Here is a 19,852-nt window from a genome sequence, read left to right on the forward strand (position 1 = left end):
CTAATTTTTTTTATTTTCCAATTATAAAATCCCGCAACCCCAGTATTTACATGGGATTGCGGAATTATAAAATATTTATAAACTATATTTTTTCAGTCGTTTCAAAAGAAAATTATATAATTCTTTATTAAGTTCTCCGTTCTTTTCCTCATCTTCCATATATTCAGGAAGCGGCATATTTGTATCACATTCTCCACATATATCAATACCTAAAACCTTCTGGTTTCTTATAATTATCCCAAGTATATGCTCTAATGTCCCAAGCTTCATATGTCCCTGACTCCAATTGGTTTCACTTATGCTTTCATCAAGAACATCCTTATCAATAGATATGTATACAGGAACTGATAAATCAATCTGGTTTGTTTTAGATTCCATTGCTTCGGCTCTTATCTCCTGTGCTGAATATGTTATAAGTTTATTACTTCTTAACCCAATCGCATTAATATCTTTCTTCTCTGGTCCCACCAGAATAAGCTGGCAAATATACGGATTGTCTTTAATCACCTTTCCTGCCCAGTCTCCGCAACTTGTTAATCCTTCAATCATAGGTTTTTGCATATCGGTATGGTGATCAAATACAACTAAAGAAAACGGTTCCTTAATTCTGTCAGTCATTATCTTAGTAACATAATGGTAGTTACCCGAATCAATAAAATGTATTCCATGAATTCCAACAGAATCAACTCTTTCACCTATCTGTTTTTCAGCTTCGTCTGATACATACATATCACATCCTGTAATATCAGTGCAGTCTATCCATGTAAGTGATGTTTTTTCCTTAGCAAATTCATCATCATATACACCTGTGAAATCAAGAATAAAATTGTTGTTTTTCTCTCTTTGCATTATTCAATCACCTCAATGGATGTTACTTTTTCTCAAATTCCTCGCTTATCTTCTCCACAAGATTATTCTTTGCAAGTCCATAAGCAATCTTAACTGTATTATACACTGTTTTGTCCGTTGCTGCTCCATGTCCCTTAACAACCGGCTTCTTAACGCCTAGAAGAATTGCTCCGCCTTCATTGTTGTAATCAAACTTTGGCTCAAGTCTGCCAATAAATGCCTCTAGCTGTGCCTTTTGGGTATCAGATGCACCTGCTGCTGCCCTTCTTATATCATCAAACACAACCTTTGCTGTTCCCTCGATTGATTTAAGAAGCACATTCCCTGCAAATCCATCACATACAACAACATCTGCGTTGCCGTCTAACACTTCTTTGCCTTCAATATTACCTGTGAAATTAAAACCACATTTTTCTAAAAGCTCATGAGCTTCCTTAATAACATCACTTCCCTTTCCAGCTTCAATGCCATTAGAAAGTGTTGCAACTGTCGGATTCTCAATTCCGAGTGTCTTCATGTAAGCTACACCGAGTCTTGCAAAATCGACAAAACGGTCTGCCTTGCAGTCAATATTGGCACCGCAGTCAACTATACAGAATGGCTTGTCATTACGGCCATTAAGAACTACTGAAAGTGCCGGTCTTGTCGCATTTAACTTGCCAAGTATAAGGATAGAACTTATAAGCACAACTCCTGTTGCACCACATGTCACGAATCCACCGATATCCTCATTCATGCGGCACATTTTAAGTCCCTTGATTAAGGACGAATCAGTCTTATCGTGGTAAGCGTCAACCGGGTCATCATAATTAGTTATCTCCTGTGTGCAGTCCACTATCTCAAGCTGCGATTCATCATAAGTTACATTGGCAAGGAAATCCTCCAGCTCGGTCTTCCTTCCCATCAGATATACATACAAATCTTTATTCTCACTGATTGCCCTGATTGCACCCAAAACAAGCTCTGTCTGCGGCTTGTCAGCACCAAGCAAATCTACAACTATCTTTATCAAATCTCATCCTCCTTGTTTTACGAAGTAAAATCCGAGTCCATTGACGAGGAGAGGATTTAGCCCTCCTTCTGCTCCCTCCAGAAATTATCAAGCAGATTCTTATACACTGCCTCTGAAAATGGAGCTTTTGACAGCTTCTGCTTTGTCTCCTCTGACAAATGCTTTGTCGCAGCAAACTCTTTTCCAGCCGCCTCATACTTTGATAAATATCTGTCAAGTCTTGAACTTGCACCCAGTTCAATTAATGTCTTTAACTGTGGACATAGAATTGCTGTAAATCCATTTTTACCACATATGCACTCATATTCCTTAAGAAGCGAATCATAGACTGACTCTGACTCCGAATAAGCACATCCCGATATAAGAACCAATTTCTGTCCCGTCTTTGGATTTCTTATGCCGTGAAATGACTCGCCATTTTCAGGTGGCTTCTGTCCCCTGTAAGTACACATCATGCTTAAAAGTCTGTCTGTGAAAAGCTTCATCTGTCCCGGCATGCCAAAAAAATACAACGGATAACTTTCAATTATAATGTCTGCTTCTTCTATTCTTTTCTTAACTGCCGGCATGTCATCATTTTTGATAACACACTCGCCCTCAGTCCTTGCCCAGCATGAAAGACAGCCCATGCATGGAGTAACATTTAAGTCGGAGATAGTAATTATCTCCGACTCGTATTCACCACCTTCGCACATTCCCTTTACAAATGCGTTGGTTACCGCCATTGTAGTGCTGGCACTCTTATGTGGACTTCCATTTAAAACTAATATCTTAGCCACGTCCAAATAATCCTCTTCTCTTTCTTGCAGGAGCCTGTGATACACCAAGTAACTGTGCTGCTCCAGGAACCTCTCCTACTGCCTCACTGTATTCGCTGTAACGGCCTATTTTTCTGTATTTCTCATATCTGTCATCAAGAAGCTTATCAACCGGCTTCTTCTCTAACTGCTTTATTTCTTTTGAAAGGTCGTCAGCAAGCTTTTTCATAAAATGTGATGTTTCTTTCTCTTCTGAAAAATCTTCCGGTTCTTCAACAACCTTTTCTACAATACCCATTTTATTAAGGTCTGATGCTGTAAGCTTGAGATGTTCTGCTGCCTCTGGCGCTCTCTTAGGATCTTTGAATAGAATACTTGCACATGACTCAGGTGTGATTACTGAATAATATGCATTTTCAAGCATCCATACTTCATCCGCAACAGCAAGTGCAAGTGCGCCGCCGCTCCCGCCTTCACCAATCATTACTGATATAATAGGTGTCTTAACATCTGTAAGCTCATACAGGTTGTTGGCGATTGCCTGTCCCTGTCCTCTTTCTTCTGCGCCCTTACCGCAGTTAGCACCCTGTGTATCAACAAAACAGATAACAGGTCTGTGGAACTTTTCAGCCTGCTTTATAAGTCTTAATGCTTTTCTGTATCCTTCTGGAAGAACGCAGCCAAAATTCCTTAAAAGTCTTTCGTTTAAATCTCTTCCTTTTTCAATTCCGATTACAGTTACAGGCTTTCCGTTAAGTCGTCCGATACCTCCAACAATGGCATGGTCGTCTGCAAAGCATCTGTCACCGTGAAGTTCTACAAAATCAGTTATTGTAGCATTTATATAATCCGATGCAGTTGCTCTGCCGCTCTTTCTTGTACGGCAGATTCTGTCATAAACACTTAAATTCTCGTTTGTCATGATTAATCTTTCTCCTTATATTGCAATGCAATACTGTTATGCACTTACTGTTTCTGCATGTATTGCAAGAATGTTAGCAAGATATGCCCTCTGTTCCTGTCTTGGCACGATATCATCTATAAATCCGTTCTTTAACTGGAACTCTGCGCTCTGGAAATTATCCGGAAGCACTTCACCTGTAACCTGCTCTACTACTCGCTTTCCTGCAAATCCAATCATTGCACCCGGTTCAGATATGATTATATCTCCAAGCATTGCAAAGCTTGCTGTAGCACCGCCCATTGTAGGGTCTGTTGTACATACAACATATAAGAGTCCTGCGTCACTATGTCTCTTGGCTGCTGCTGAAACCTTTGCCATCTGCATAAGTGACAGTGCACCCTCCTGCATTCTTGCACCACCTGAAACTGTATATCCGATAACCGGAAGTCTGTTCTTTGTAGCATATTCAAAAAGTGCTGTAATTCTGTCCCCAACAACTGTTCCCATAGAACCCATCATGAAGTTAGGCTCCATAATGAATATACATGTATCATTCCCACCGATAGTTCCTCTGCCGCATACAACGCCCTCTGTCTCACCGCTCTTTTCTCTGGCAGACTCATACTTTTCCTTGTATGATGGAAAATCAATAGGATCTGTAAATTCCTGATCATTAAACATTACATCAAACTTTTCTGTAAGCATCTGAAGTCTGTTCTTTGCCGGCATACGATTTAGCTTCCCGCATAACGGGCATATGTAGTAATTCTTCTCCAAATCCTCTTTATTGATTTCTTCTTTACATTTGTTACATTTGACTGTCATTATTATTCTCCTGCCTTGATGTTCTCAATTGTTTCATTCAACGCATCAACTGTTGTAACTGTGTACATCTTTGCTTCTGGAAGTGTCTTCTTAACAAATCCTGTAAGTGTCTTTCCTGCTCCTACCTCGATAAATGTGTCTATTCCGTCAGCCCACATATTCTTTAATGTATCCTCAAACCTTACACTTGAAGAAGCCTGAAGTGCTATTGTTTCTATAATCTGTGCTGTATCCTGTGGATAAGGCTTTCCTGTTCTGTTGGCATATATCTCTGTCTGTGGAGCATTAATTGTCATTACCTTAAGTGCCTTCTCAAGTTCTTCACTTGCATCCTTCATATAAGGAGTATGGAATGCACCGCTTACTGCAAGCTTAACTGCCCTGCCGCCTTTTTCCTTGATTGCTTCACAGAATGCGTCTATCTCTTCAGCACTTCCTGCACATGAAATCTGTCCAGGACAATTATAATTAACCGGCCAGATTTCCTTGAATTCCTTACATGTCTCTTCAACAACTTCTGGAGCAAGCTTAAGTGCTGCTGCCATTCCGCCTGCATACTTTGTAGAAAGCTCACCCATCTTGGTTCCTCTGATAACTACCAGTTTAAATGCGTCCTCTATTGATAAAACTCCTGCATAAGCAAGCGCCGGAATCTCTCCAAGTGAAAATCCTGCTACAGCGTCAGCCTTAATTCCGGCATCCTTAAGCGCATTGGCAAATGCAAGGTCTGTAAGGAAAAGTGCCGGCTGTGTATTCTCTGTCTTGGTAAGCTCCTCGCCTTCTCCTTCAAAGCACACCTTAACTGTTCCCGGGCGGAGCGACTCCCCCAAATCATATAATTTCTTTGCATCAGAATCTGAATCGTATAGGTCTTTGCCCATTCCTACATACTGTGCACCCTGACCTGAAAATAATACTGCTATTTTTCCCATTACTTTATTCCTCCGTTCCATATATATCCTTACGGTCTACTGTTGTAAATGTCATGCTTCCCTTTGCGTACACATTGCCATCTACCTTAACTACTGCGTCAAATGATGCGAGAACCTTGTTGATTCTTGTAGCTGTAACTGTAATATCAAGTGTATCTCCTGGAATAACAGGCTTTACAAACTTGAATCCGTCTACTTTAAGAAGCACATATAACTTGCCCTCTTCCCTGCTCTTTCCTCCATCATCGATTACAAGTGAGCAGAGCTGGGCGCAGCTTTCAATTATAAGTACGCCCGGCATTATAGGTGCGTCGGGAAAATGTCCCATAAAATATGGTTCATTAATTGATACATTTTTAATACCTCTGGCACTTACATTAGGCTCAAGCTCTAACACCTTCTCAATCATCTGGAAAGGTGGGCGCTGTCCGATTCTTTTATTAATCTCAAATATGTTCATCATAATGATAATCCTCCATCAAGCACGATAACCTGACCTGTTACATATGAAAATGCGTCTGAGCAAAGTGATGATACAACATTTGCAACATCTTCTGCCTTTCCTAACTTATGCATTGGGATTGCGTCTAAATACTCTTTCTTCTTCTCTTCTGGAATTGCATCCAGCATCTCTGTCTCTATAAATCCCGGTGCTACTGCATTTACACGGATTCCGTAACCCGCAAGCTCCTTAGCCATTGTCTGTGTCATTGAATTAACAGCACCCTTTGTTGCACTGTATACAGACTGTCCCGGAAGTGCGAATTTCGAGCTGACTGATGACATGTTGATGATGACACCGCTCTTCTTTCTGAACATTTTAAGTACTGCCTGCTGTGCGCAGTAGAAGTAACCCTTAACATTTAAGTCCATGCATGTATCAAGTGTATCCTTGTTGAGCATGAGAAGGTACTCATCTCTTACAATTCCTGCGTTGTTTACGAGTACATCTATTCCGCCAAGCTCCTTACTTACATCTTTAACCATCTGCTTAACCTGATTAAGGTCTGAAACATCTGCTTTATATGTTATGGCTGTTCCGCCTGCTGCCACGATTTCATCAAGAACCTTCTGTGCCTGTTCCTCTGAATGACTGTAATTGATGACTACGGCATATCCGTCTTTTGCCAGACGTATAGCACAAGCCTTTCCAATACCACGGGAAGCTCCTGTAACTAATGCTACTTTCATATCTGTGTGTCCTTTCTTTAAGAAAATGTCAGTTCTTTGTCATGGGCATCTGCCCCTGCTTCATTACTTGCTGAGTACGATTGCTGTGTATGAACCGCCTGCACCATATGCAACTACAAGTACATTGTTTAACTTAGAAGCTTCAACATTAGTCTTAGAAACGCTTCCGTCTGCTGCAATGCTGTATGCTTCCTGTGAAGGTATCTTTCCAGCAAACATAAGTGCTGCGTGTGCTGCTGCTGTTGTTGCTGCTGCTGCTCTTGACTCACCAAGAACTTCCTTTAATTCCACAACCGGTTTTTCTGCCAGTTTGTCACCAAATACTGCTGTCAATCCCTTGATTTCTACATCATCGACAGCCTTCATTCCGTTTGCGAAACCAAATACTGCATCTATATCATCAATTGTCATTCCTGCGTCTGCTAATGCGTTATTAACTGCATTTGTAAGGCCTGCCTCTGAACCTGTAAGTGTTCCGAACTTAACATTTGAATGAGCCATTCCGTATCCTGCTGCATGGCAGTAGATTCTTGCACCACGCTCCCTGGCTGCCTTCTCGTCCTCAATAAGAACTGAAGCACTGCCATCGCTTAATACGAATCCGTCATTTCCTGCAAATGGAGCTACAACTTTTTCAGATGTGACACCTAACTTACCGAAAAGCTCTGTCATTATGTCGCTGTTCTCATCAGAACCTGTGGCTAACATAGCATTTTCCTGACCTGAACGGAGTACGCTCATTGCATATGCCATGCTTGCAAGACCAGACTGTGCACCGTTAGTAACTGTTACATTGTAGCCCTTGATTCCTGAGCAGATTGAAAGATATCCACCTGCTGCATTGTATACAGTGTTAGGAAATTTGAATGCACTTCCTGAAGCATTGCCCTTCTCTGTAATCATGCTCTGGAAATCACAGCATGTTCCAAGTGCACCCTCTGACGTTCCCACAATTATTCCAATATCTGTTGCATTATCGTCTGTTACTGCATAATCAGCGTCCTTAAGTGCTTCCATACCTGATACTGCCTGAAGCTGACTGAAATTATCAAGCTTTCTATAGAATGACATCTTAAGTCCAAGTGCATCATAATCTTCCTTGCCGACTGAACTTCTTAAATTAGCTTCTGTCAGAGCTTCGTTTTTTACTGCATTTGCAACATATGAATCTACACCGTTGCCGCTTGGTGTGACCACACCAATACCTGTGATAACAAGGGGCTTCTTCTCTTCCTTAACTGTCACATTGCCAGCCTCTTTGCTAAAGATAATACTTGCGTTATTACCGCCGAATGCAAATGAATTGTTCATTACGCTTGTAAGCTCTTTTTCATGTGCCTTATTAGGGCAGAAATCTATCTTTCCGGCCTTTTCGGCAAGCTTATCCATATCCTCGTCCTTAAATCCGAGTGTTGGAACTACTGTATTAGTTGTAAGTGCCTTGATTGAAAATACTGCTTCAATTGCTCCTGCTGCGCCTAGGCAGTGTCCTGTCATAGCCTTTGTTGAGCTTACTGAAAGATTATTGTTCTCGCCGTCAAATATTGTATGTAATGATAAGAATTCTGCATCATCATTCTTAGCTGTTCCTGTTCCATGTGCATTAACATATCCGATGTCCGATTTCTTCAATCCCGAATTCTTAATTGCTCTGTTGATAGCTTCCATCTGACCTTCTCCATCCGGTCTTGGAGCTGTGATATGATGTGCGTCACTGCTGACACCAGCACCTAATACTTCACAATACATTTTTGCATTTCTTGCCTTAGCATGCTCGTAGCTTTCTACTACTACGACACCTGAACCTTCACCAAGTGTAATTCCTGTACATCTGTTGAATGGTGAGCAGCCATCTGCGTCAAGTGCATGAAGTGATAAGAATCCGGCATATGGTACTGCTGCAAATGTGTCTGAACCACCTGCAAGTACTACATCTGCCTTGCCTGCTCTGATAAGCTCGCATGCGTATGCAATACTGATTGTTCCGGCCGCGCATGCATTTGCAATATTAGTAACAACGCCGCCTGCATGGCACTGACCTGCAACCTGAGGTGCTATTGATGAAATTGGCATCTTAGTTACATCACTTGCTTTCTTGCCATGCTCATAATAATCAGAAATGCTGACTGCACCACCAACACAGCTTCCAATTATAACTGAAGCCTTAGGATCTCCTGCAAAATCATCAAGTCCTGCGTCCTTCATTGCCTCGCCAGCTGCCTTGATACAAAGCTGTGCTGAACGGTCTGCATCTTCGCTTCCCTCAAAATCTCCAAGTGTGTCGCACTTAACTTCTGCTGCAAGGTCTGCGTAACAGTCTGTTGTATCAAGTGTTGTTGTTTTATGTATTCCTGAAACCGAATTAATGGCATTATTCCATGCCTCATCTACTGAATTACCGATAGCACATATCATTCCAAGACCTGTAATGACTGCGCGGTTATTATTCTCTGTCATAATTACTCCTTTATTGTTATTTTCATAATTTCTTATAATACTTTTTTTGGGGGGTGGAGTGTGTAGTTGTCTTTGTTTTGGACTTTGTGAGGCATGTTCTTGCTTGTTATGTCCAATCTTCCAGCTCTGGTGCGTCGGTTTGGACTTTTCAAGTCCTGTTTCTGCTTCTAACGTCCAATCTGCTCGCTCTGGTGCGTCGGTTTGGACTTTCCAAGTCTTGTTTCTGCCCACAACATCCAATCTGTCAATCTCGTCACGCTGTTTTGGACTTTCAGGAATCCAATTCCACCAAAAAGTCCAATCCATCGACTCTAGCATTCCCGTTTGGACTTTGTAAGCAATATTCCAGCCTAAATGTCCAATCCGTCAGCAACATCCAAGCAATCAACCACAACTTATATCCGTAACTAATACGGGTGCCAGAAAAGTCATCTGACACCCGCCACATTTTATATATTATGCATTTTCTTCGATATACTTAGCGATTGTCTCAATGCTGTAGAAGTGTTCTTTGCCAACACCTGTCATCTGAACACCGAATTCATCATCGACATAAGCAATGATTTCAAGCGAATCAATTGAATCAAGTCCGATTTCACCATCTCCGAAAAGCTGTGTATCAAACTCTAAAACATCTGCGTCAATTCCTAAATTCTCACATAAAAAGTCTTTTAACTTTGGCATAATTTCGTTAGTGCTCATTATAATATTCCATCCTTTTTCTTTAATCATATTGTGCGTCCACTAAAAAAAGCACCTACACATTATATATTTTTTTGTAAAAATTTGGCATAACAAAACCCGTGTAGTGTTCGAAAACGCTACACGGGTTCTATAATTGTACTAATTTCGGACATTTTCGTTAAAGTGTCCAAATATTATCACAAAAATATCCAGACATCATTCCCACCTTCCAAAATATCATCAATACCCTGCCCCACAATTCCACAACATTATCAGAACTTCCTAAGATACTCCACCATCATATCAATAACCGCACTGCTCTCTGGCAAAAAAGGCTCAAACACACTGAATGCATGCGTAAGCTTCTTATTCTTAGGAAAATCTACCAGTTCATGCTCTCTTTCTGCTCTTGTCAGTGCCTTCTCAAAATCTGTTGTATATCTTCGTAAGAAATCATTATGGCTTGTCACGAGCCAGACTGGTGCAAGTGAGTTCAGCAGTTCCCTGTTTTCAGGATTAACATACTTTGCAAATGAAGTTTTCTTGTAATCCCTGCCATACAGATACTTTGGAAGAAAAAGTCCAATCTTATCAAATCTTGATGTATAGAACATTCCACTTATAAGCCCAAGCGCATTAATGCGAAGTCCTGATGGTGTGACATTTGCTGCCCTCGCTATATTAGTGCTGTTCTGGATGGCATTGGCATATGTGATAAGGCATGCGCCGCCGCTGTCACCTGCCATATATACATGTGACGAATCGCCGCCATCTGCTGCCAGCCTCTCCTTTATATAATCCATTGCCATGAAAACATCTGCAAGCTGGTCATATATAAGGCAGTCTGGTATCAGCCTGTACTCTATGCTGTATACAAGAAATCCCTTCTTGCAAAGCAGAGCACAGAAATATCTGTTAAACTCCTTATTACCAATAATAAGACCTCCACCATGAACATTAATAATTACAGGAAGAATCTTTTCCTGTGAATCTTCCGGTCTGTATATGTCAAGCATATGTGCTTTAATTCCATCATCAGCATATGCAATGTCAGTACTGCATCTTACTCCTTCCGGAAATGTTAATCCTGCATCTCTTCCTGCACATGAATCTTCAAAATCTTTTCTCTGCCTGTAAAACTGTTTTGTTAAAATATTCCCCATTGATGTACTCCCGACAATTACTTCTTCATATTAGATATAATAAGGTCAAGCTGACCCTCAAATAATTTCTCGATTCTTTCAACGGTATCCTTGATTTCATCAACAGTCTTGGCCTTTTCTTCTTTAATAATCCATCTTATAAGCAATCCAAATATAGCTTCTTCATAGAAACTGCATATAATCTCAACATCCCTAATAGAAAGTATGTATCCTTCAGACATTTTTCTAATCTGCAAAAGTGCCAGATAATGAATTCGTGTCTTAACATATTTTTCCAGCCACTCTCTTCCTCTTGCATCAAAAAGATTAGCCCATACTTTCCTATGGATTATACTATATTCAATAAATCTCATAAGAACCTTGTCCATTTCACCATTGTACTCTTCATTGAATTCATCAATCTTTGCCTGGACAACACCATCCAATACATCATATATATCAGAAAAATGATAGTAAAATGTACTCCTCGTAATACCACATTCATCGGCTATATCTTTAACTGTGATTTTCTTCAGTGATTTTTTTTCAGCAAGTTCAAGTGTACACTTCATTATTGCTTTTCTTGTCAACTGCGACATGTAAATCTCCCCGTTCACTTATATTTGCCTGCATATTGTAACACATTTCACTACTTAAGTCACATACAAAATAAATTTACATAAATTTCATGCATTCTTTTCCATAATGTGCTAGACAAATGTATTAAAAGGTGTTACTTTCTTATAGGACTAAAGGACTATTTATATTCGGATTTATTATTCGGATATAAAGCATTTATGAAAGGAAAATTAATGAACAAGTACGGACATGTAACCGTAACCAAAAGACTTACCCCTATGCTTAAGAAAAGACATGATTTTGCTTTAAGACTCGGAAGTATTATGCCGGATATTCTTCTGCATACATATATTAAGGGACATACATGGGATTCTTCCTACAATAAAGTTTCAAGAAGGCTGCAGCGTCTTGAAAGACATGGCAGAATGAACTGTTTTTCTTTTTTGTCTTTAGGCTATGCCTTACATTACATAGAAGATTACTTTACATTTCCACATAACTCATGGTATCCGGAACCGATGTCTGAGCATGTGTTATATGAAATTAAGTTCATGAATTATATAAGAGAAAACAAGAACGATATTAACAAACCTCTGATATCTAATAATGGTCGCGGTGTGTCTGCTGACAGAATGTTAGATTATCTCATAACTAACCACAAAAAGTATGCTGCTAACGAGCAGGGCTTTGATAATGACTATAGTTTCATCACTTCCGTTGGATATGCATTTGTTACCAACTATGTTAAGCTGTTCATGATTAACAGCGGCAAGGATATCGTTATTGATATGAATGAAGATTATGTAGCACTTAATTCTAATATTTAATACCTTTTTCTTTATAACTCAAACTTCGCACATAAAATAAGGCAGCCTCACATAGCTGAGTCTGCCTTACTTTCTTTATTTAATGTTGATGCCACTGGCATATTGCTGCAGAAACTGTTTCTTTCCACATGGTCTTCCCAAATAATATCCTTGCAGATAATCAACCTTCATTTCTTTCATTTTCAGAAGCCATTCTTTTTCCTCGATGCCTTCTGCGCATATCCTGACGTTAATACTATGTACCATGGTGATGATATTTTTATATAATTCATAATCCCTGTCACTGTTCATCGCCTTGTCAGTAAAATCCCTATCCATTTTCACGTAACTTGGATTCATATCACGGATACAATGAAGATTCGAATATCCTGTTCCAAAATCATCGATCACAAAGGGAATCCCGTTCTTGTCCAGAGTTTTACGGAATTTACAGAACGAAGGTGTCATATCCATAAATCCGCTTTCTGTCATTTCAACACATAAGCATTCCGGCTGTAATGAATATTTTTGAATTGCATCCAGAATATCCCGCTCCACATTGCCTTGCAGGATCTGAACATAGGATACATTTACATTCATCCGGAAATCAGGAATATATTTCTGCATTTCACAGCACATTGCTGCAGCTTCGTTCAAAATATATCTTCCAGCGGGAATGATTAATCCGGTCTCTTCCAATAATGGGATAAACTCCACCGGTGAAACAAACTCCCGCCCTTCTTCCGTTATCATGGAAAAACGCATCAGTGCCTCTGCTCCAATAATCTGTTCGGACTGACAGTCCACGATCGGCTGGTAGTATACTTCAAAGCCATCATAATGGTTCACAATAGCATTACGAAGTGTTGCTATGATTCTTCCTTGTTGTAAAAAGACCTCATAGTCATCCTGGTCAAAAATATAGAATCCATTTTTACCCATGCTTTTTGCCTGTTTCAAGGCAAATTCAAACTTTTTGCGGCATTCTTCGGTTCCCTCACAAAATGTTGCTGCATCTATAACACCAATAGAAATAGAAAATATAGCCTCATAATTTTCGTCTACTATGAAATTATGAAGTTTATCTGTAATCTTTTCTTTCAGTGCCACAGCTTCTTCTGCGGAGGAAGCTTCCAGATCCACGATCACATACTGATCCGCTACCAGATGGTAAATTCTCTGCTTGTCTGAAAGGCATTCCTTCATGCAACCGGCTACGCTTTTCAGGATATAATTACCATAATCAGCTCCCCTGGAGCTATTGATCGCTCCAAAATCATCAATTCCTATATGCATAAAAAACCCCTTGGTAATGGGTTCTTTTTGTGCACGCAAGTAAGCAAGGAATTCCGGACCGCCAAGCAGTCCGGTGACATTATCAGCCCTTCTCTTGTTGCCGGTCTCATTCAGACACCCGACCAGATACTCTGCATTTCCCTGCTGATCATTGACAACGATACCACGGCTGTTGATCCATACCGGCATACCTTCTTTATCAAGCCATCTATAATGAAGATTATGTACCATTTCTCTTCCTTCACATATATCCGCAAGATGCTTTGCAAGCATCTCACGGTCTTCTTCATATACTACATTCATAACTTCATTTGACATATCTGTCAGGATATTACTCGGTATATTAAATCGTTCCACAGCTGACTGTGAAATCTCAAAGGTATTATTCTGCAGATCAAATATATACAGATAATCGTCCATACATTCTGTAATGATCTCAAATAAAATATCAGCTGCCTTCTCTCCAAATAATTTAAATATATCATTAATCACAACAATAACCTTCCTTATGAATACTTCACTCTATTCCTGTCATTTTCTAGAATAACTTAAAAATATTCACGCGGTCATGCATCTTGGCTGCTCCCTCTGCCAGATTAATACTGATTGCAGTATTCTCTTCTGAGGATGCTGCATTGCCCTGTACCACACCGGACAGCTGTTCAATTCCCTGACCGATCTGTTCCAAGGACTCTGCCTGGGAGTTTGCTTTCTCCATGGTGTTCTGTGCAATCTCTGCAAAGGACTCCATATCTGCAATGATCTGATTGAATGCGTCTGCTGTTGTTCTTGTAATCGTATTGCCATTTTCGATTTCCACTAAGGTCTTATCGATCAGATCTCTTGTATTTACGGCAGATTTTGCACTGTCTGCTGCCAGCTTGCCGATCTGATCTGCCACTACTGCAAAGCCTTTTCCTGCTTCTCCTGCTCTGGCAGCTTCAATGGAAGCATTCAGGGATAACAGGTTGGTCTGGGATGCAATATCCTCGATATCTGTGATAATATTACCGATCTCCTTGGAGATTTCTGTAATGTGCTCCATTTCCATCAGCAGATCGTTCATTTTTTCTTTTTCTTCGTTCGCTTTATCTGCAGAAGCTTTTACACGTGCAGATGCGCTCTGTGTTTCCTTCGCTGTATCTGCCGCCAGATCCACGACCGTATCAATGGTGGCATTCAATTCCTCGATGACTCCTGCCTGCTCTGTTGCACCGTCCGCCAGGGATTTTGATGCATTTTCCACCTCGGATGCATTCGATGATACCTGTTCTGCCAGATTTCTGATCTCGGTCAGGGTACTGTTAAACCGTTTCAGAATATACAGCAGTGATGTCTTCAATTCCGAGAAATCGCCTAGGAAATCTGTAATATCATCACCATTTCTGGTCAGGTCACCCTGCGCTATTGCCTTTACCTCCACAGAAATCTCGCTGACATAATCTGCCAGAATACCCATGGCTTCTTTCAGATTCTTAATGGTATCGCCAAGCTCATCTTCAGACTCATAGGTAAGCATTTCTACATTAGACAGTTCGCCCTTACGCAGGCTGGCAACTGCTGCATCTATCTGTTCTACCGGCTCAGTAATGGAATTGGTAATGATCTTTCCGATCAGTGTCGTCACTACAGCAATCGCAAGGCCCGCTGCCACAATCACGACAAATATGATGATGGTGCATACATTGGCCATGGTCTTTGCCTGATCTAATTCTATCTGGAACTCGTCACTTAATATAGTTAATTTCTCAGCAAAAGCATTATATTCTTCATACGCCTCTCCGATCATCAGCCTTGCTGCTTCCTGCTGTTTATTCTCACGGCTCAACTGCAGGATTTCATCTGAAGCAGCCCTGTATTTTTCCCATCCTGTGCTTGCTGCTTCATAATCAGCTTGTCCTTTTTGAGCATCACTGTCTGCAGTGATAATCGCATTCAGCTTCGCACAGGTATCCTGGATCTGACTCTCCAGCTTCTGGATTTCTTCTTCGCAGGAGTTCATGACTGCTGCATCTGATTCTACCAGATGCTGATACTGTTTGATTCTGTATTTCGCAGTCATTGTCTCTAAATCCTGCAGATATTCCAATGACGGAGACCAGACCTCCGTGATCTTCTCTATATTTGAACGGATCACTAATGTTGAGATCAGTGCCACCAACACTAAAAATAATGTCATAACAAGTACTGTCATTCGATATACTTTTAATTTCCCTGCAACCTTTAAGTTAGCTATACGCTTTTTAATCTTTTCCATGATAGTTTTCCCTTTCTTTGTAAATTATTGATCTTTTATCACATTTGTTTATCCATAAGCTGCTATAAAATAGCATACTTTATTGGAAAAGTCTATAAAAAAAAGTATTAAATTATTTTCTACTACATATTAGTGGTTCTATTGCTAGAAACTGGTGAAAATTAATCTAAATTCTGTCTCCTGGATGAACACTTTTCACAATGCTGCTTCAAATGTTCAGAACAATGCTTTCAGATAACACTGAACATTGACAACTGAATAACTGCCAGATATTGAATTTTCAAGGTGCATAGCTAAAATTTATGTGCGAAGTTTGAGTTTATAATTAAAATTGTACTTTAAAAAGCACAATCACAACAAAGCCCGTGTTCAACTAGCTGAAAAGCTGATAAGCACTGGTTTTGTAACCTTTTTAGTAGAATTGTAAAGTTCTAATACAATCAAAGTATTGCTTGTTTTGTTATAATCCGTGTGTTATATTAGACATGTAAATGATTTTTGCTCAAATCATTGCAGGGCTTACCCTCTTCCTTGGGTAGGCCTTTTTTATTTCTCGTCATTTTGGGGTGTATTTACACCTCTTACCCTTGTAGATACTACAGCTCCTAAAGGAACCATATTTACAGTCACCTGACCATCAGCTTTTCGTGTAATCAGTGTACCACCTCTCTGTATATAACTCTTATCAATATCTTTATATCCAAGATAATCTATCGACATTCCATATGTCATCTGGATTCCCTTATATATAAGTGAAAGGGTATTCAGATGGTCATGTCCGCAAAACATCCATTTAATAACACCATTCTCCACTGCTTTGTTAAAAAATGTTCCTTCAAACTTTGAAATTCCAAAATGCTCATTCTTCTCAGCAATACTGCCATGCTGATATATTACGCTTTTATCACCAAGCTTCATCTTACGGTATGCTTCCTTAAATTCCGCAGGCGGCATGTGGAAAAATGCCATCGCCTTAATATCCGGATTACATTTTTTCAAGTCATTAAGCCTGTTCATGCACCACTCTACCTGATCATCATGTATCCGGTCAAATCCGCTGTAAAACCAGCCTCCTTCACCATACATATTAGAATCAAGCATAACAAGTGGCAATATAGCATTGCCATCTGAATCGGTAAGATTAATAAAGAAGTTTCCTACACCTGTAAGTTCTTTCCTGCCTTCAGTAAATATGCAATATTTCCCTTTCTTATAAATTTGCGCAAGTTCTTCCTTATTACAAGTCGAACCCATCTCGCAGTCGTGATTACCAAAAACAAGTGTATACGGAATTGCAAAGCTGTCCATGAATTTCATCAGCTTGTACGCCTGCTTTCTGTTATTAAGCGTACCCACCTTCGGCAGAAATGGAAATATAGAATCTCCAGTTAGCACTATCATATCAGGCTTTGCTTTATGAATAATCTTTGTTACTGCATTTAGCGCCATCTTATCCTTCTTTCTTGATATAAAACCAAATCCCAGATGAAGGTCTGTAAGCTGCAATATCTTAAAATCTTTATTCTTATCAATTTTATATGTAAATGTTTCATTGTCTGTCTGCTTTAAATTGTCTGATTTATACATACTTTCACGCCTTTCTTTCCGGCACTAAAATTAATACCGGTTATATATTTAGCTGAGTGGTATTAATGCTCCTATAGCCGAAACTATCGTCGATACTACCATAAGAATCTGAAATGGCAGCGTTCCTATCACTCCGCATATAGGACTGGCTCCTGCTTTCTTTCTTGATTTACCATATGTCAGAACGAGCATTATGCTCACCAGTACAACTACACCACTCATAATTCTTGTAAGTATTATAAAACTGCTTACTCCGAATATCGCAAATAATATACATGGAACTGTCGCTATAAGCCAGCTTACACGGTTGCCGATTCCAACCTGCTCATGCACGACATCTCTTAAAGCAAGTGTGTTACTCCAGAATGTTGTAAGCAGTGCAAAAAGCGAAAAGATACCTGCAAGAATAACCGCCCATTTTCCGATGCTTTCTCCAAGCTGCATATAAGCAAGTTCCTTATCTATTGTTCCCTTAGTTCCAAGAAGAACGGTAAGTGTTACAACAAGCACGAACGCTGACGACAGACCAAACCCTATGAATATTGATTTCCTTATCTTTCCCGGATTGCCGTCAAGCCCTTTAACGACCTGAATAACCGCCTGATTAGCAGATGTCGCAAATACAACCATACTATACAGTGCAAGCAGATTATTCCAATGGAAAGGTGCTGTATAGAATCCATTAACTGGATGTGTAAATGTTCCTACTGTCATAACTGCAACTATTCCCATAAGAAGTATTACAGCGTATTTCTGTGCAATTCCTACCGCCTTCATTCCCATAAATACAACAATTCCGGCAATTACATAATATATAACCTGTGCCAGCCATAACGGCAGTCCGAACCAGTTCACAAATATCTGTGCCCCACCGTTAATATTGCCGCTCACTCCTATCATAATCGCAAGCCCATACACCACAAAAACAATCCAGCTGAATACCTTCTTCATAACTCCGTGGAACAATTCCCCCTCAAAACTTTTTACAAGCTGTACACCACCGTTGTTATACGAAAGTTCCGCAATTATAAGATGTAGAATTACATTAATGACGTAAGCTGCTCCTACCATCCATATAACATCAAGCATACTGTTTTTCGTTGCAAGATACGGAACTGCTATTATTCCCGTTCCTATACTGTTTCCCACAATCATGCTTATTGCCTCAAATGTGGTGAGCTTTGCTTCTGATTTTATTGACATATTTTTTCTCCTTTTCACTCACGACATAACATATTATATACATTATATATTGCATTGAATATTGTGTAAATTCATTTTTGCATTTGACCACAACCGCCCCCAGTGCTATATTATGTACGAAATAAGCGCACACAGAAAAGGAACAAACGCAATGAGCAGAAATGATGAAAACAACTATACTCTGCGTCCTCTTACTATAGATGATGCTGAAGAATACAATGCACTTTTAAGATATGCCTTTCAGGTAACTGAACAAGAGCTTGCTGAGACAGGCTGGAAGGATGATGAGATTACCCAGTCCAAATTCCCGGTTCTTCAAAGAGCTGATGTACTTGGCTGCTTCAATGGTGATGATCTGATTGCACAGTTTGCAGTATACCCTCTTGATATGAATATATATGGTATGAAATACAGCGTAGGCTTCGTTACAAGCGTATGTACTTATCCTGAATACACAGGACACGGAATTATGAAAAGACTGATGATTCAGAGCCTTATTCGAATGAGAGATGCTCACAAATCATTTGCTTTACTGTATCCATATTCAATTCCATTATACCGTGGTCTTGGCTGGGAAATTATCTCTAACAAGATGACTTATACAATCAAGGATACACAGATTCCAAGAAAACTTAATGAGCCCGGTTATGTCAGACGAGTTTCATGGGACGACAAAGAATTTAAAGAACTTCATACCAAATTTGCTGAAAAGACTCATGGCTGTCTATATAGAAATAACCTTGCATGGGAAGAATATTGGCGCTGGGACGAGGACGACACATCTGTTGCCATCTATTATTCTAAGGACGATGTACCTTACGGATATATGGTTTACATGATAAGTTCTGATGTCATGCATGTGAAAGAAATGATTTATCTTAACCGCGAGGCACAGCTTGGCTTGTGGGAATTCATACATGCCCACGATTCAATGATTGACGAGGTCCGTGGAAACAATTACTACAGTGAGCCAATCGCATTTGAACTCGATGACAGCGATATTAAAGAGACAATCCGCCCATACACAATGGGTCGAATTATTGATATCAGACAATTCTTTGCCAAATATGCATGCGACCCGGACGAGCCTTCTGTATGTATACGCTTCTACATTGAAGATGACCTCCTTGCATGGAACAACGGTTACTTTACATACCTTTTTGATAATGGCAGATGTATTGAAACCGAACAGCAGCCTGATTACGAAGTATCTATGTCAATCGGCACATTAACTACATTAATGCTTGGTTACAAGACTGCTGAAAAGCTTCATATAATGGATAAAATCCAGGCATCCGATGAAGCCATCGAACACCTGGATGATATTCTCTTCCATAGAATTCCTTATGTATCAGATTATATCTGATTAT

The 19,852-nt window shown here is 39.9% G+C and carries 18 protein-coding genes; 2 read left to right on the forward strand and 16 right to left on the reverse strand.

Features of this window, described 5'->3' with window-relative positions:
- Positions 1-75: 75 nt before the first annotated feature.
- From EUBELI_RS11600 to EUBELI_RS11655, 12 genes are all read right to left on the reverse strand, one after another.
- On the reverse strand, positions 76-849 hold the full coding sequence (locus EUBELI_RS11600; RefSeq protein ID WP_012740546.1) for an arginase family protein: 774 nt from the start codon (positions 847-849) through the stop codon (positions 76-78).
- Between the two features lie 22 nt (positions 850-871).
- A complete protein-coding gene (gene plsX, locus EUBELI_RS11605) occupies positions 872-1,861 on the reverse strand; it encodes a phosphate acyltransferase PlsX (protein ID WP_012740547.1) in 990 nt (329 codons plus the stop codon).
- A gap of 56 nt (positions 1,862-1,917) precedes the next feature.
- On the reverse strand, positions 1,918-2,640 hold the full coding sequence (locus EUBELI_RS11610) for a flavodoxin family protein (protein WP_012740548.1): 723 nt from the start codon (positions 2,638-2,640) through the stop codon (positions 1,918-1,920).
- Positions 2,633-3,544, reverse strand: coding sequence for an acetyl-CoA carboxylase carboxyltransferase subunit alpha (locus tag EUBELI_RS11615; protein ID WP_408606602.1), 912 nt, complete (start codon positions 3,542-3,544; stop codon positions 2,633-2,635). Before EUBELI_RS11615 ends, EUBELI_RS11610 begins: the two co-directional genes overlap by 8 nt.
- 33 nt (positions 3,545-3,577) lie before the next feature.
- Entirely contained in the window at positions 3,578-4,348 is a 771-nt protein-coding gene (locus tag EUBELI_RS11620; RefSeq protein ID WP_012740550.1) for an acetyl-CoA carboxylase carboxyl transferase subunit beta, read from the reverse strand.
- Between the two features lie 2 nt (positions 4,349-4,350).
- The gene (locus tag EUBELI_RS11625; RefSeq protein ID WP_041688921.1) at positions 4,351-5,280 is read right to left on the reverse strand and encodes an ACP S-malonyltransferase; all 930 of its coding nucleotides are present in this window, start codon (positions 5,278-5,280) and stop codon (positions 4,351-4,353) included.
- 4 nt (positions 5,281-5,284) lie between these two features.
- Positions 5,285-5,743, reverse strand: a complete 459-nt coding sequence (fabZ, locus tag EUBELI_RS11630; RefSeq protein ID WP_012740552.1) for a 3-hydroxyacyl-ACP dehydratase FabZ — start codon at positions 5,741-5,743, stop codon at positions 5,285-5,287.
- Positions 5,740-6,471 (reverse strand): SDR family NAD(P)-dependent oxidoreductase, encoded by a 732-nt coding sequence (locus tag EUBELI_RS11635; RefSeq protein ID WP_012740553.1) that lies wholly within the window; start codon positions 6,469-6,471, stop codon positions 5,740-5,742. Before EUBELI_RS11635 ends, fabZ begins: the two co-directional genes overlap by 4 nt.
- A gap of 63 nt (positions 6,472-6,534) precedes the next feature.
- The gene (locus EUBELI_RS11640; RefSeq protein ID WP_041688922.1) at positions 6,535-8,928 is read right to left on the reverse strand and encodes a beta-ketoacyl-[acyl-carrier-protein] synthase family protein; all 2,394 of its coding nucleotides are present in this window, start codon (positions 8,926-8,928) and stop codon (positions 6,535-6,537) included.
- A gap of 456 nt (positions 8,929-9,384) precedes the next feature.
- Positions 9,385-9,660, reverse strand: coding sequence for an acyl carrier protein (locus EUBELI_RS11645; protein WP_012740555.1), 276 nt, complete (start codon positions 9,658-9,660; stop codon positions 9,385-9,387).
- A 224-nt stretch (positions 9,661-9,884) separates the two neighbouring features.
- Positions 9,885-10,775, reverse strand: coding sequence for an alpha/beta hydrolase (locus EUBELI_RS13790; protein WP_012740556.1), 891 nt, complete (start codon positions 10,773-10,775; stop codon positions 9,885-9,887).
- Between the two features lie 17 nt (positions 10,776-10,792).
- Positions 10,793-11,353, reverse strand: a complete 561-nt coding sequence (locus tag EUBELI_RS11655) for a TetR/AcrR family transcriptional regulator C-terminal domain-containing protein (protein WP_012740557.1) — start codon at positions 11,351-11,353, stop codon at positions 10,793-10,795.
- Positions 11,354-11,551: 198 nt separating this feature from the next.
- Here EUBELI_RS11655 and EUBELI_RS13795 point away from each other — a divergent pair, with 198 nt between their 5' ends.
- The gene (locus EUBELI_RS13795) at positions 11,552-12,160 is read left to right on the forward strand and encodes a zinc dependent phospholipase C family protein (RefSeq protein WP_148231392.1); all 609 of its coding nucleotides are present in this window, start codon (positions 11,552-11,554) and stop codon (positions 12,158-12,160) included.
- Positions 12,161-12,235: 75 nt separating this feature from the next.
- Here the strand turns inward: EUBELI_RS13795 and EUBELI_RS11665 are convergent, their stop codons facing one another.
- The 4 genes from EUBELI_RS11665 to EUBELI_RS11680 form a co-directional block, all read right to left on the reverse strand.
- A complete protein-coding gene (locus tag EUBELI_RS11665) occupies positions 12,236-13,927 on the reverse strand; it encodes a bifunctional diguanylate cyclase/phosphodiesterase (protein WP_012740559.1) in 1,692 nt (563 codons plus the stop codon).
- Positions 13,928-13,973: 46 nt separating this feature from the next.
- Positions 13,974-15,692 (reverse strand): HAMP domain-containing methyl-accepting chemotaxis protein, encoded by a 1,719-nt coding sequence (locus EUBELI_RS11670; RefSeq protein ID WP_012740560.1) that lies wholly within the window; start codon positions 15,690-15,692, stop codon positions 13,974-13,976.
- Between the two features lie 546 nt (positions 15,693-16,238).
- Entirely contained in the window at positions 16,239-17,279 is a 1,041-nt protein-coding gene (locus EUBELI_RS11675) for a metallophosphoesterase (RefSeq protein WP_012740561.1), read from the reverse strand.
- A gap of 48 nt (positions 17,280-17,327) precedes the next feature.
- The gene (locus tag EUBELI_RS11680; RefSeq protein ID WP_012740562.1) at positions 17,328-18,482 is read right to left on the reverse strand and encodes an APC family permease; all 1,155 of its coding nucleotides are present in this window, start codon (positions 18,480-18,482) and stop codon (positions 17,328-17,330) included.
- A 151-nt stretch (positions 18,483-18,633) separates the two neighbouring features.
- Between EUBELI_RS11680 and EUBELI_RS11685 the strand changes: the two genes are divergently transcribed.
- A complete protein-coding gene (locus EUBELI_RS11685) occupies positions 18,634-19,848 on the forward strand; it encodes a GNAT family N-acetyltransferase (RefSeq protein ID WP_041688923.1) in 1,215 nt (404 codons plus the stop codon).
- Positions 19,849-19,852: the final 4 nt, after the last annotated feature.

Source organism: [Eubacterium] eligens ATCC 27750, from assembly GCF_000146185.1.
GTDB lineage: Bacteria > Bacillota > Clostridia > Lachnospirales > Lachnospiraceae > Lachnospira > Lachnospira eligens.